Annotated in this window: 8 protein-coding genes; 5 read left to right on the top strand and 3 right to left on the bottom strand. The window is 75.0% G+C overall.

From position 1 onward, the window contains the following. The first annotated feature begins 13 nt into the window (after positions 1-13). The 5 genes from AB0H75_RS46060 (at position 14) to AB0H75_RS46080 (ending at position 4,299) form a co-directional block, all read left to right on the top strand. The gene (locus tag AB0H75_RS46060; protein ID WP_367807606.1) at positions 14-268 is read left to right on the top strand and encodes an acyl carrier protein; all 255 of its coding nucleotides are present in this window, start codon (positions 14-16) and stop codon (positions 266-268) included. Further along, positions 265-1,407: an acyl-CoA dehydrogenase family protein gene (locus AB0H75_RS46065; RefSeq protein ID WP_367807608.1), complete on the top strand. Its 1,143-nt coding sequence runs from the start codon at positions 265-267 to the stop codon at positions 1,405-1,407. Before AB0H75_RS46060 ends, AB0H75_RS46065 begins: the two co-directional genes overlap by 4 nt. Continuing rightward, complete coding sequence (locus tag AB0H75_RS46070; protein ID WP_367807610.1) at positions 1,404-2,489, top strand: HAD-IIIC family phosphatase; 1,086 nt, start codon at positions 1,404-1,406, stop codon at positions 2,487-2,489. The genes AB0H75_RS46065 and AB0H75_RS46070 overlap by 4 nt, the downstream gene beginning before the upstream one ends. Next, the gene (locus AB0H75_RS46075) at positions 2,486-3,274 is read left to right on the top strand and encodes a thioesterase II family protein (protein ID WP_367807612.1); all 789 of its coding nucleotides are present in this window, start codon (positions 2,486-2,488) and stop codon (positions 3,272-3,274) included. Before AB0H75_RS46070 ends, AB0H75_RS46075 begins: the two co-directional genes overlap by 4 nt. A 215-nt stretch (positions 3,275-3,489) precedes the next feature. Next, positions 3,490-4,299, top strand: coding sequence for a 4'-phosphopantetheinyl transferase superfamily protein (locus tag AB0H75_RS46080; protein ID WP_367807690.1), 810 nt, complete (start codon positions 3,490-3,492; stop codon positions 4,297-4,299). Here the strand turns inward: AB0H75_RS46080 and AB0H75_RS46085 are convergent. From AB0H75_RS46085 to AB0H75_RS46095, 3 genes are read right to left on the bottom strand one after another with little or no spacing between them, the layout of a single operon-like run. Then, a complete protein-coding gene (locus AB0H75_RS46085; RefSeq protein ID WP_367807614.1) occupies positions 4,262-5,422 on the bottom strand; it encodes an acyl-CoA dehydrogenase family protein in 1,161 nt (386 codons plus the stop codon). The two genes, AB0H75_RS46080 and AB0H75_RS46085, sit on opposite strands and share 38 nt — an antisense overlap. Continuing rightward, a complete protein-coding gene (locus AB0H75_RS46090; RefSeq protein ID WP_367807616.1) occupies positions 5,419-9,267 on the bottom strand; it encodes an SDR family NAD(P)-dependent oxidoreductase in 3,849 nt (1,282 codons plus the stop codon). The genes AB0H75_RS46085 and AB0H75_RS46090 overlap by 4 nt, the downstream gene beginning before the upstream one ends. Continuing rightward, a complete protein-coding gene (locus AB0H75_RS46095; RefSeq protein ID WP_367807618.1) occupies positions 9,264-14,012 on the bottom strand; it encodes an SDR family NAD(P)-dependent oxidoreductase in 4,749 nt (1,582 codons plus the stop codon). The genes AB0H75_RS46090 and AB0H75_RS46095 overlap by 4 nt, the downstream gene beginning before the upstream one ends. Between the last annotated feature and the right edge of the window lie 5 nt (positions 14,013-14,017).

Genomic DNA, 14,017 nt, shown 5'->3' on the forward strand with positions numbered 1-14,017 from the left:
GGAGTCATCGCACATGTCGAACAACGCCAAGGAGCAGATCCTCGACTTCGTCCGCGGCCGGTACCCGCAGGCCGAGATCGACGAGACGCAGGACATCTTCGCGCTCGGCTTCGTCAACTCGCTGTTCGCGATGGAGCTGGTGATGTTCGTGGAGAAGACGTTCGGCGTCACCATCCCCAACGAGGAGCTGCGCATCGACAACTTCCGCACCGCCAACGCCATGGCCGAGCTGGTGGCCCGGCTCTCGCCGACGCTGGCCGTCGCGTGACGCTCACCGCCACGGCGCCGCCCCGGGTCGTCGACCGACGCTCGGCCCGGGCGTTCGTCGACACCCACGTCGTGCCGTACGCCGACGACTACGACAGGAGCGGCCGGGTCCCGGAGGACCTGCTGCGGCAGGTCGCCGCGGCGGGCCTGTGGGCGCCGTTCCTGCCGCCGGAGTCCGGCGGGGCCGGGATGGACCTGGTCACGCTCGGCGAGGTGCACGAGGAGGTGGGCCGCGGCTGCTCCTCGCTGCGCAGCCTGCTGACCGTGCACACCATGGTGGCCTGGACGCTGCAACGCTGGGGCACCCCGCTCCAGCGCGAGCGGTGGGCCCCGGCGCTGGCCGCCGGGGACGTGCTCGGCGCGTTCTGCCTGTCGGAGCCGGGCGCCGGCAGCGACACCTCGGGCATCACCACGACCGCCACCGAGCGCGGCGACGGCTGGGTGCTCGACGGCGTCAAGAAGTGGACCACCGGGGGCCAGCGGGCGGACCTGTTCCTGGTCTTCGCCCGCACCGCCACCAGCATCGGCGCCTTCCTGGTGCCGCGCGACGCGCCCGGCGTCGAGGTCCGCCCCATCGACGACATGCTGGGCACCCGCGCCTCCATGCTGGCCGAGATCACCTTCCGGGACGTCGCGCTCGGCCGCGACGCGCTGCTCGGCCCGTCCGGCTTCACCGCCGGCATGGTGCTGACCGGCACGCTCGACCTCGGCCGCTACAGCGTGGCGGCCGGCTCGGTCGGCATCGTCCAGGCGTGCCTGGAAGCCTCGGCCGCCTACGCCGCCCAGCGCCGGGTCGGCGGCAGGCCGCTGGCCGAGCTGCCGCTCGTCCAGGCCAAGCTGTCCGACATGGTGACCGACGCGCGGGCGGCCCGGCTGCTGCTGGCCGAGGCCGGCCGGCTGAAGGACGCCGGCGAGTCCGGCACGATCATGGCCACCTGGATCGCGAAGTACTTCGCCTCCACGGCCGCGGCCCGGCACGCCGCCGAGGCCGTCCAGATCCACGGCGCGAACGGCTGCAGCCCGGACTACCCGGTCGCGCGGCTGTACCGGGACGCCAAGGTCATGGAGATCATCGAGGGCAGCAACGAGATCCAGCGCATCACCATCGCCGGCCAGGCAGAGCGGGAGACCACCTCATGAGCGTGACCACCGAGCGGCAGGACGCCGCCGCCCCGGTGCTGCCGGGGAAACCCCGGCGGGGCCGCGTCAAGTGCATCGTCTGGGACCTCGACAACACCCTCTGGAACGGGACGCTGCTGGAGGACGGCGAGGTCACCGTGCGGCCGGCCGTCGTCGAGCGCATCCACGAGCTCGACCGCATGGGCGTCCTGCACTCCATCGCCAGCAAGAACGACCGCGACGCGGCTCTGGAACGGCTGGCCGCGCTCGGCCTGACCGACATGTTCCTCCACCCGCAGATCAACTGGAACGCCAAGTCCGACTCCATCAAGGCCATCGCCAAGGCCCTCAACCTCGGCGTGGACGCCTTCGCCTTCGTCGACGACCAGGAGTTCGAGCGCGCCGAGGTGGCGCACGAGCTGCCCGAGGTCATCTGCGTGGACGTGCTGGAGCTGGAGGAGGCGCTGGCCCGGCCGGAGTTCCGGCCGCGTTTCGTCACCGACGAGTCGGCGCGGCGGCGGGAGATGTACCGGGGGCAGCTCGCCAGGGACGAGCTGGCCGAGACGTTCGTCGGCACCAACGAGGAGTTCCTGGCCGGGCTGGGGATGGAGTTCACCATCGCGCCCGCCCACCGGGAGGACCTCCAGCGGGCCGAGGAGCTGACCGTCCGCACCAACCAGCTCAACTCCACCGGCCGCACCTACTCCTACGACGAGCTGGACGCGCTGCGCGAGTCGCCCGACCACCTGCTGCTGGTCGCCTCGCTGACCGACCGCTTCGGCAGCTACGGCAAGATCGGGCTGGCCCTGGTCGAGAAGGGGCCGGACGGCTGGTGGCTGCGCATGATGCTGATGTCGTGCCGGGTGATGTCGCGGGGCGTCGGCATGGTGCTGCTCAACCACATCCTGCGGCTGGCCGCCGCCGAGGGCGTGGCGCTGCGGGCCGACTTCGTGGAGACCGGGCGCAACCGGATGATGCAGATCACCTACGCCTTCGCCGGGTTCCGCGAGATCAGCCGCGACGGCGCCCACGTGGTGCTGGAGGCGGACCTGGAGGCGGTGCAGCCGCCGCCTCCCTACGTGCGGCTGGAGATCGAGACATGAGCATCACGATCGACGACGACGTCCTGTCGCGGTGGCTGCCGTTCCGCGCCCTGACCGGCGCGGAGCCCGGCGCGCTGCCGCTGTACTGCCTGCCGCACGCCGGGGGCGCCGCCTCGGCCTTCCGCGCCTGGCAGGGCAAGGTGCCCGGCGTCGCCGTCCAGCCCGTGCAGCCGCCGGGGCGGGAGTCGCGGCACCGGGAGCCGCCTTACCAGCGGATGCCGCCGATGGTGTCCGACCTGGCCGACGCCGTGCTCGCGGACGTGGAGACGTCCGCGGCCGGCCGCCGCTACGCCCTCTACGGGCACAGCCTCGGCGCGATCGTGGCGTTCGAGCTGGTGCGCGAGATCCGGCGGCGCGGCGGGCCGCAGCCCGTCCACCTGTTCGTCTCCGGCTCCGACGCGCCGCACCTCACCTACGAGGCCGGGCCGCCGGTGGGCGGGATGAGCAGGGAGCAGGTCGTGGCGCTGCTGCGCACGCTGGGCGGCACCCCCGAGTGGCTGCTGGCCGACCCGGGGGCGCTGGAGATGATCCTGCCGGCGGTGCAGGCCGACTTCACCGTGAAGGAGACCTACCGGTACGAGCCGGAGCCGCCGCTGGACGTGCCGCTCACCGCGATGCCGAGCGACGCCGACCCGCGGGTGGCGTCCGCGAAGGTCGCCGGGTGGGAGGCGCTGACCGGCGGGCCGTTCGAGCTGCACCCGTTCGAGGGCGGGCACTTCGCCGTCTTCGAGCAGGCCGGGCGCACCCAGGCGATCGTGGCGGAGGCGCTGCGGCCGTGGGCGTGACCGGACCCGCGGCCCCGCCTCCCCGGCCCCCGCGCCAGGGGGCGGGACCCGCGGGTCCCGCCCCCACCCCTGTCCCCGCTCCCACCCCTGTCCCCGCTCCCACCCCTGTCCCCGCTCCCACCCCTGTCCCCGCCCCCGTCCCTGCCTCCCCGTCCCGGGTCCTGCCCGAGGTTCCGCCCGAGGTCCTGCCCGTCCCCCTGCCCGTGCCCTTGACCGTGCCCTTGACCGGGGCCTGCCGGGGCGTGCGGGTGTGGAAGGTGTTCCTGGACGGCCCGGAGCACCCTGGGTGGTGGCGCCTGCTGTCGGGGCGCGAGCGCGACAAGGCCCTGGCGCTGGCCGGGGCGCTCGACCGCCGCCGCTACGTGGCCGCGCACGCCGCCCTGCGCGCCGTCCTCGGCCGCGCGTGCGGCGTCCCGCCGGAGCGGATCCGCCTCGCCACGGACGCCACGGGCCGCCCCTGCCTGCACCCGGACGGCCCCGCCGCGCCGGCCCGTCCCGTCGCGCCGGACGGCCCCGCCGGGTCGGGCGGTCCCGCCCCCTCGCTTCCAGGGGCCCGGGTCGACTTCAACCTGTCGCACTCCGACGCCTGGGCGCTGATCGTGCTCGCGCCCCCGGGCGTGCGCGCCGGCGTGGACGTCGAGCGGATCCGCGCCGACCTCGACCCCCTGGCGATGGCCCGCCGCCTGTACCGGCCCGCGGAGACCGCCCGCCTGCTCGCCGCCGCGACCCCCGCCGCCGCCCTGGCCGGCTACTTCCGCCTGTGGACCGCCAAGGAGGCGTTCGTCAAGGCCACCGGCGCCGGCCTGCCCGGCCTGTCCGACGTGGCCGTGACCGAGGACGACGGCCCAGGCACCGGCCCAGGCACCGGCACCGGCCCAGGCACCGGCACCGGCACAGGCGAAGGGAGCGCGACCTCGATCCGGTCACGCTCCCTGTCCGGCCCCGTCCGCTGGCTCGACGTCGCCCCCGGCTACGCCGCCGCCCTGGTCACGATCGTTTCGACACCGGCACCACGTACCGGCTGAACACCAGGTCCCGCAGCACGTCGTCGCCGCCCTCCACGATGGACACGTACCGCATGTCCCGCAGCAGCTTGCCGATCACCGACTCGTGCGTGTACCCCAGCCCGCCGAACATCTCCGACGCCGCCGAGGCGATCCGCCACCCCGTCTGCCCGCAGAACATCTTCGTCGTCAGCGCCTGCTTCAGCGTCCCCACGCGCAGGAACTCCTCGCCCGCGTCCGCGCGGGAGGCGATCTCGTCGTAGGCCCGCGCCGCGGCCAGGCACTGGTTCGCCATCACCTCGATCTCCATCTCGAACTGCCCGAGCCGCCCGGCGAAGACGGCGTTGGCGGTCAGCGGCGCGCCCTTGACGGACTTGGTCTTGGCGTACTCCATGCACACGTCCCGCACCCGGCGGGCGATGCCGAGCGCGGTCGTGGCGATGAGGATGCGGCTGGCGTTCAGGCCCACCTCCAGCAGGCGCAGCCCGTTGCCGCGCAGCACGTTCCCGGCCGGGACGCGCACGCCGGACAACGACACCTGGTACGTCGCCGACGAGCGCAGCCCGATCACGTCCCACCGCTTGTCCACGGTGACGCCCGGCGTGTCGCGCGGCACCAGGACGGCCAGGTACCCGGCCGGGTCGTCCTCGGCCCGCGCGATCACCACGATGAACCGCGCGAAGTCGGTGTTGGTGGAGAACGCCTTGTGCCCGTCCAGGACGACCGTGTCGCCCTCGCGCCGCACGGTGGTCGAGATCCTGGCCAGCTCGCTGCCGGCCGCGTGCTCGCTGCCGAGCGTGGCGCAGAAGCCGCTCGCGGCCACCAGCGGCCCGAGGTGGCGCTCCCGCAGCGCGCCGTCGCCGTACCAGGCGACCATGCTGGTGGCCAGCACCGGGATGAACAGGGTGAAGGCCGCGCCGGCGTCGGCGTAGGCCAGCTCGGCGGTGATCCGGACGCTCTCCTCCAGCCCCATGCCGAGCCCGCCGTACTCCTTCGGCACCCACCAGTTGGCCAGCCCCGTGTCGGCGAAGCGCCGGTAGAGCGGCAGCGGCGCTTCGGCCAGCGAGTCCAGGTACGCCTCCTTGCCCAGCAGCTCGCGCCGGGCGAAGCCCTGCACGGTCCGCAGGTACTCGGGCTGCTTCACGCGCCCCCCTCCCCGCCGTCGCGGTCGTCGAGCAGCTCGGCGAGCTGGCGGACCGTGGGGCACTCCAGCAGGCCGGTCACCGGCACCGACGCCGACAGCGTCCGCCGGATCCTGGTGGTCAGCTCGATCGCCAGCAGCGAGTGGCCGCCCAGCTCGAAGAAGTTGTCCAGCGCCCCGATGGGGTCGATGCCGAGCACGCGCGACCAGATGTCGGCCAGCGCCGCCTCGGTGCCGGCGCGCGGCTCCACGTACGGGTTGTTCAGCTCGGGGCGCGGGTGCCGCTCGCGGTCGTCGAAGTCGTCGTCGCCGTCGTGCAGGTCGCCGGTGACCCACTGGGCGATCCTGGACTCCAGCGAGCCGGTGGAGATCACCAGGTGGCCGACGCGGTCGGCGGCCGACAGCGCCCGCTCCAGGACGTCCACGCCCTCGGCCGGGGTCATCGCGTAGTCGATCACCGCGCCGCTGTGCCCGGCCACCCGGTCGGGGTCGATGTTCCAGGTGTCCCAGTCCACGGTGACCCAGCGGCCGGCGCCCGCGGCGCGGGCCACCCGCACGTACGCGTCCAGCGCGGCGTTGGCCGCCGCGTACGGGCCGAGCGTCATGCCGCCGAGCACCGCCGCGATCGACGACAGCGTGATCCGCCGGTCGGCGGCGTGCTCGCCGAGCACCTTCTGCAGCACGTGGAAGCCGGTCACCTTGGCCGCCAGGTGCGCCTCGCACTGCGGCCGGTCCATCAGGTGCGCGAAGTTGAAGTACGCGCCGTCCTGGACGCCCGCGCCGTGCACGACCGCGTCGATCGTGCCGAACCGGTCCAGCGCCGCCTCCACCACGGCCCGCATCCGCTCCTCGTCGGCGACGTCCGCCGACAGGGCGAGCACGTCGGCGCCCCGGCGCTCCAGGTCCAGGAGGTTGCCGAGGTGCCGGGCGGTGCGCTCGCCGCCGGGCGGGGGCGCGGCCAGGTAGCTCTCCCACTCCGCGCGCGGCGGCAGCGGGGAGCGCGCGGTGAGGACCAGCCGGCAGCCGTACCGGTCGGCCAGGTGGCGGGCCAGCACCAGGCCGACGTCGCCGAGCCCGCCGGTGATCAGCACCGTGTCGCCGTCGCGGAAGGGCCGCTCCTGCGGCTCCGGAACCGGGTACGGATCGTAGCGGCGCAGCCACGTCTCGTCCCCGCGCACCGCCATCGGCCCCTCGTGCGGGCACACGGCGGCGGCCAGCACCCGGGCCGCCCAGGCGCCGGCGGCCGTGCCGGGCGCGGCGTCCACGTCGATGTGCCGGCAGCGCAGCCGCGGGTTCTCCTGCTGGAGGCTGGGCGCGAGCGCGGCGAGCGTGGCGTGCTCGGGATGGCGCAGGTCCGGCCCGGCCACGCCGACGGCCTGCGGCGTGAGCAGCACCAGCTCGGCCCTGGGCGCGGAGCCGGTGTTGTCGACCAGCTCGCGGGCCAGGGCCAGCGCCGAGTAGAAGCCGTGCCGCTGCCCGGCCGCGAAGCGCGCCACCGGGTCCTCCCCGGGCTCGGGTGGCGGGGCGGCCAGGCTGAGGCCGTGGACGATCGCCCGCGGCACGGCCACCAGCGAGTACATCAGCTCGGCCACGTCGTCGGGCTTGTCGGCCCTGATGGTGAAGTCACCGCTGTCCTCCTGCGCGAACCGGTCGCCCACGCGCACCGCGGTCACCTCGGCCCCGGCCGCGCCGAGCCGCTCGACCAGCGCCTCGCCGCGTTCGTCGGCGGTGAACACCAGCCACGGGCCGGCCTCGCGCAGCCGCTCGTCCAGGTCGGCGACGGGCAGCGGCCGCTGCCGCCAGGACGGCAGGTGCGTCCACTGGGCGCGGTCGTACGTCTTGCCCTCGCCGGCCGCCACGGCCTGCGCGGGCGCGGCCTTGACCCAGAAGCGGCGCCGCTGGAACGGGTACGTAGGCAGCTCCACCCGCCGCCCCAGCCCGCCGTGCAGCGCGGCCCAGTCGGGCGAGGCGCCCGCCAGCCACAGCCGCGCCACGGTCGCCAGCAGCCACTCCGCCGCCGTCAGCCCTTCCTCGGGGGCGACCACGACCTCCTCGGCCTGCCCGGCGCCGTCCCGCGAGACCGGGACGCCGATCCCGCCCAGCGCGTCGGCCAGCGCGCCGAGCGCCGCCTCCCGCGAGGAGGACGCGGGCGCGGGCCCGTGCCGCAGGACGGCCTCGACCGCCGTGTGCAGCTCGCCCCACCAGCCGGCGGGCGGCTCCGCCTCCGGGACGGCCAGCCGGACCTTCGGGTTGCGCCGCTGGGTCCTGCCGCCGATCCATCGCTCCGGGTCGCCCAGCGCCGCCACGGCGTCCTCGCGGTCCCGGCACACCACCGCGCGGCGCAGCGCGAAGCCGCCCCGCGACGCCTGCAGCGTGAACGCCACGTCCGCCAGGTCCTCGGGGCCGCCCTCCTCCAGGTAGGCGCGCAGCCGCTCGGCCACCTCGCCGAGCGCCTGCTCGTCGGCGGCCGAGAAGGTCAGCAGGTGCGGCCCCGGCCGCGCGGGGCGGGCCGGGCGCGGCGGCGCCTGCTCCAGCACCACGTGCGCGTTGGTGCCGCCGAGCCCGAACGAGCTGACCCCGGCCCGGCGCGGCCCCGTCCCCTGCGGCCACGGCTCGTCCCCGGTCAGCACCGTGAAGCGGTCCTGCGCGGAGGCCAGGGCCGGGTTGGGCGTCACGTAGTCCGGCACGCCCGGCAGCACCTCGTGCTCCAGCGCCAGCGCCGCCCGCATCAGCCCGGTCACGCCGGAGGCGCGGTCCAGGTGGCCCAGGCTCGGCTTGAGCGAGCCCAGCACGCACGGCGTCTCGCGCGGCGTGGCGAAGACCCGGTTCATGGCCGCCAGCTCGATCGAGTCGCCCAGCATCGTGCCGGTCGCGTGGCACTCGACGTAGCCGACCGTGTCCGGCTTGACCCCGGCCACGCCCAGCGCCGACTCGATCACGTCGGCCTGGCCGTCCACGCCGGGCGCGGTGTAGCCGGCGCGCAGCCGGCCGTCGTTGTTGGCCGCCGAGCCCAGGATCACCGCGTGGATCACGTCGCCGTCGCGCAGCGCGTCCGACATGCGCTTGAGCGCCACCGCGCCGGCCCCGCTGCCCATCACCGTGCCGGCCGCCTCGGCGTCGAAGCTGCGTACCCTCCCGTCGGGCGACATGATGCCGCCCTGCTCGTACAGGTAGCCGGCGGGCTGGGGGAGCGGGGTGAACGCGCCGCCGGCCAGCGCCACGTCGCACTCGTACGTCAGCAGGCTCTGGCAGGCCAGGTGCACCGCGACCAGCGAGGTCGAGCAGAACGTCTGCACCGACACCGCGGGCCCGCGCAGCCCCAGCTTGTACGACACCAGCGAGGCCAGCGAGTCCCGCTCGTTGCCCACCGCCATGAGCAGCGCCCCGCCCGGCTGGGCCGGCAGGTGCTGCAGGTTCTGCACGATGTAGTCGGGGAACCCGCACCCGCCGAACACCGCCACCTGCCCCGGCACGTCCGTCGGGCAGTAGCCGGCCGCCTCCAGCGCCTCCCACGAGCACTCCAGGAACAGCCGGTGCTGCGGGTCCATGGTCTCGGCCTCGCGCGGGTTGATGCCGAAGACGGTGGCGTCGAACCGGTCGAGGTCGTGCAGCGGGCCGCCGACCCGCACGTACCGGGGGTCGGCCAGCCGGCCGGGATCGACCCCGGCCTCGCGCAGCTCCTCCTCGGTGATGGCCCGCAGCCCCTTGGTCCCGGCGGTCAGGTTCCGCCACAGCTCGGTGACGCTCCGGGCGCCGGGGAAGCGCCCGGACATGCCGATCAGCGCCACCGCGGAGTCGTAGTCGGTGCCCGCCTCGTCCGTTCCTGCCATGTCGTCGGTCCCGGTCATGACGTCCTTCCGCTTCTGAGCATGTTGCGCCGCTGGGCGATGCGGGAGCGCTGCTGGTCCCTGGCCTGGCTCGGCTGCTCGCCCGCGTCCTGGTCGGCCAGGGCGGCCTCGGCGAGCGAGGCGATCGTGGGCGCCTGGTAGAGGATGTGCGGCGGCAGGTACGACAGCCCCAGCGTCCTCCTGACCTCGGCGATGATCTCCATGCCGAGCAGCGAGTTGCCGCCCAGCTCGAAGAAGTTGTCGTGCACGCCCACCTGCTCCAGGCCCAGCGCCTCCGACCAGACGGTGGCGATGGCCTCCTCCGTCTCCGACTGCGGCTCGACGTAGGCGGTGGACAGGTCGGGGCGCGGATGCCGGCCGAACGCGTCCCGGATCTTCTTCACCGTCGCCTGGTGGCTCTCGATGGACGACCTGCGGCTCATCGCCACCAGCGGCGCGAAGTCCTGCGTGGAGGCCACGACGTGCCGCTCGCCGCTGGCCAGGGCCCGCAGCAGCGTCTGGAAGCCCTGGTCGAAGGTGAGCCCGAAGTTCTCCCGGTACCAGGCGAAGTACTGCTTGGAGCCCTCGTCGTAGTTCTCCAGGCCCTCGGTCCAGCCGTTCCACGTCCACTCGCACCAGTCGACGGAGACCACCGCCGTGCCGGGCAGGACCTCGCCGAGGGCGAAGGCGTCGAGGAAGGCGTTGGCGGCGCAGTAGTCGACCTGGCCGGCGCCGCCGCCGGTGGCCGAGGTCGTGGAGGAGTACAGCGCCATGAAGTCGACCTGGTGGCCGCGCAGCGCCTCGGCCAGCGCGAGGGTGCCCATGACCTTGGGCGCGAGCACCCGTTCCATGTCGGCGACGGTCTTGAACTGCATGAGCCCCACGGCCGGCACGCCGGCGCAGTGCAGCACGCCGTTCAGCTCGCCGAAGCGCTCGATCGCGGCGTCCACCGCGCGGCGGGCGTCCTCGGGGCGGGAGACGTCGCCGGCGACGGTGACGACCTCGGTGCCCGCCGCCTCCAGCCGGCGCAGCCCCTCCAGCCGCCTGCGCACCTCGGGCACGGCGCTGTCGGAACCGAGGATCGTGCCCCACTCCTCCCGGGGCGGCACGGGGGTACGGCCGAGCAGCACCAGCCGCGCCTGGTACTGCTCGGCCAGCCGCTCGGCCATGGCCAGCCCGATGCCGCCCAGGCCGCCGGTCACCAGGTAGACGCCGCCGTGGCGCACCTCGGCCGCGGGGGTCCCGGCCTCGATGACGGACGCGTCCAGCACCTCGTAGTCGGGGATCCAGCGCCGCCCGCCGCGCAGGCCGACGACCTGGTCCTCCGGCTCGGCGCGCAGCTCGGCCAGCAGGGCCTCCCCGCCGCCGTCCACGTCGATGAGCCTGGTCCGCACCCGCGGGTACTCCACGGGCACGAGCCGGGTCGGGCCGAGCAGCGTGCCGAGGACGGGACGCACCCGGTCGCCGGGCAGCACCCGCTGGCCGCCCGCCGTGACGATGTCCAGCGTCCAGCCGCCGAGCCCGAGGTCGCCGGCGGCGCGGGCGAGGGCGACCAGGGTGTACAGGCCGCGTTGCAGGCCGTCCGCCAAAGGGCCGTCCTGCGCGGGGCCGTCCGCCGACCACAGGTGGACGACGCGCTCGGGCTCCCAGCCGCGGCCGGCCAGCTCGCGCAGGGCCGCCAGGGCGTCCTCGGGCGAGCCGGGACGCACCCGCAGGCCGTCGGGGCCGCTGGAGAAGCGCTCGCCGGGCCGCACCGGCACCACGTCCGCGCCGGTCCCGGCCAGGTACGCCAGCAGCGGCGCGGCCAGCTCGCCGGCCGGCCCGTCGTCGGTGTAGACCAGCCAGCGGGCCGCCTCCTCCGCGCGGGGCGGGCGCGTCGTGGTCTGCCGCCACACCGGCGCGTGGATCCAGCGGGTGTCGGGCAGGCGCGGATACGCCTTGGCGATGCTCGTCGGGTCGCTCTCGTCGTAGGCCGCCGCCGCGCCCCGGCCGGCGCTCTGGTCGATCTCCAGCCAGTAGTCCTGGTGCTCGAACGGGTACGTCGGCAGCGGGACGCGGCCGGGACGCCAGCGCTCGCCGCCGCCGTCCCCGCCACCGTCCCCGTCGCCCTCGTCCGCGTGCAGCGCGTCCCAGTCCACCGGCACGCCGGTCAGCCAGAGCCGGGCGACGGCGGTCGCCAGGGCCGCGCCGGCGTCCTGCGGGTCGTTCGCGGCCGGCAGGGTGGTCACGATGAGCGGCCACTGGGCGCGGTCGCAGGCCGGGTGGCCGCGGGTGAGCGCGCCCAGGGACTGCCCGGGGCCGATCTCGGCCAGCGCCAGGTCCGCCTGCCCGAGCAGGTGCCCGAGCCCGGCGCCGAACTCGACCGTCTCGCACATGTGCCGCGCCCAGTACGCCGGATCCGTCACCACCTCGGCGGTGGCCGGCTCGCCGGTCACGTTGCTCAGGTACGGCACGCGCGGCGGGTTGAGCGTGATGTTGTCGGTGATCCAGGCGGTCAGCTCCCCGGCCACCGGCTTCAGCATGCGCGAGTGGAAGGCGTGCGTGGTCTCCAGCCGCCGGTGCCCGATCTTGGCCTGCAGCAGCAGCGCGGCGGCCGCCTCGACGGCCTCCTCCGGCCCGGCCAGCACCACCTGCGAGCCGGTGCGCACGGCCACGTCCAGCTCGCGCTCGAACAGCTCGCCCAGCAGCGTGCGCAGGCGCCGCTCGTCGGCGGAGACCGCCAGCATCGCGCCCTCGGGGCGGGAGGTGATGAGCTTGGCCCGGTAGGCCACCAGGCGCAGCGCGTCGGGCAGCGACAGCACGCCGGACAGGCACGCGGCGACGTACTCGCCGAGGCTGTAGCCGATCATGATCTCGGGCGCGATCCCCCAGCGGATGAGCCGCTTGGCCAGCGCGTACTCGGCGACGAACACGGCCGGCTGGATCAGGTGGGCGTCGCCGGCGGCGCGCGGGGCGGCGGCGCCGGCCCGGCCCAGCAGCCGGGCCAGGTCGTCCGTGGCCTCCGCCGCCCGCCCGGCGGGCACGAACATGTCGGAGAGCTGCCCGGCCTCGGTCAGCCCCAGCACGGCCAGGCACTCGTCCACGTCGGCGCGGAAACCCGGCTCGGTGGCGTACAGCTCGGCCACCATGCCCGGGTACTGCTCGCCCACGCCCGCGATGAGGAAGCCGGCCCTGCGGCCCACGGTCGAGTCGGCCCGGCCCAGGGAGCCGGCCGGGTCGGCCAGCTTCGCCGCGGCCGCCCGCGCGCTGTCGGCCACGACGACCTTGCGGTGGCCGAACACCTTGCGCCCGGCCTGCAGCGTGTACGCGACGTCGCCGAGGTCGTCCCCGCCGTCGCCCGCCAGGTGTTCGGCCAGCCGGGCGCACGACTGCTCGGCGGCGGCCTGCGTGCGCGCCGAGACCGGCAGGATCTGCCAGCGGCGCCTCCGCGCCCCGCGCGCGCCCGGCTGCGGCGCCTCGGTGACGATGGCGTGCGCGTTCGTGCCGCCCATGCCGAGCGAGCTGATGCCCGCGATGCGCGCCCTGCCGGGGTCGCGCGGCCACGGGGTGGGCTCGGCGGTGACGCGGAAGGGGCTCGCGGCGAAGTCGATCTCCGGGTTCGGCGAGCGGTAGTGCAGGGTGCCGGGGATCAGCTCGTTGCGCAGCGACTGCACGACCTTGATCAGGCCGGTGACGCCGGAGGCGCGGTCGAGGTGGCCCACGTTCGGCTTGATCGAGCCGAGCACGCAGTACTGCTTGCGCTCGGTCGGCCCGAAGGCCCGGGTCAGCGCGGCCACCTCCATCGGGTCGCCGACCTCGGTGGCGGTGCCGTGCGCCTCGACGTAGGAGATGTCGGCCGGGTCCACCCCGGCGCGGGCGAGGGCCGCCGAGACGCAGCGGCGCTGGCCGTCGATGCTGGGCGCCAGGTAGCTGAACTTGACGGCGCCGTCGTTGTTGATCGCCGAGGCCCGGATGACGGCGTGGACGGTGTCCCGGTCGGCCACCGCGTCCCTGAGCCGCTTGAGCGCGACGACCGCGGCGCCGTCACCGAACATGCTGCCCCGGCCCTCGGCGTCGAAGGTACGCACGTGCCCGTCGGGCGACTCCTGGCCGCCCTCCTCCCACAGGTAGCCGACGCGGTCCGGGATGCGTACCGACACGCCGCCGGCCAGCGCCATGTCGCACTCGCCGCGGCGCAGGCTCTCGCTCGCCAGGTGCACCGCGACCAGCGAGGTCGAGCAGAACGTCTGCACCGACAGGCTCGGGCCGTTGAGGTCGAGGCGGAAGGAGACGTTCGTGGCCAGCGAGTCCTTGTCGTTGCCGATCATCAGGGCGCTGGTGTCGATGCCCATCTCGAACGCCATGAGCCGGGTCAGCAGGTAGCCGCTGATGTTCATCCCGGCGAAGACGCCGACGCTGCCCCGGCCCTCGGGGGCCGCGTACCCGGCGGACTCCAGCACCTCCCACACACATTCCAGGAAGATGCGCTGCTGCGGGTCGGCCAGCGCCGCCTCGCGCGGGTTGTAGCCGAAGAAGCCCGCGTCGAAGCCGCGCACGTCGTCCAGGACCGGCCGCACCCGCACGTAGTTCGGCTGCTGGAAGGTCGCGGGGGAGACGCCGGCGGCCAGCAGCTCCTCGTCGGAGAACCGGGTGAAGGACTCCACGCCGGTGCTGATGTTGCGCCAGAACGCCGGGATGTCCGAGGCGCCGGGGAACCGGCCGGACATGCCGATGATCGCGATGCCGTCGTCGCCGGTCGAGTCGCCGGGGGAATGGTGCTGATCCATCCACA

Origin of the sequence: Nonomuraea sp. NPDC050783 (genome assembly GCF_040802095.1) — a bacterium.
GTDB lineage: Bacteria > Actinomycetota > Actinomycetes > Streptosporangiales > Streptosporangiaceae > Nonomuraea.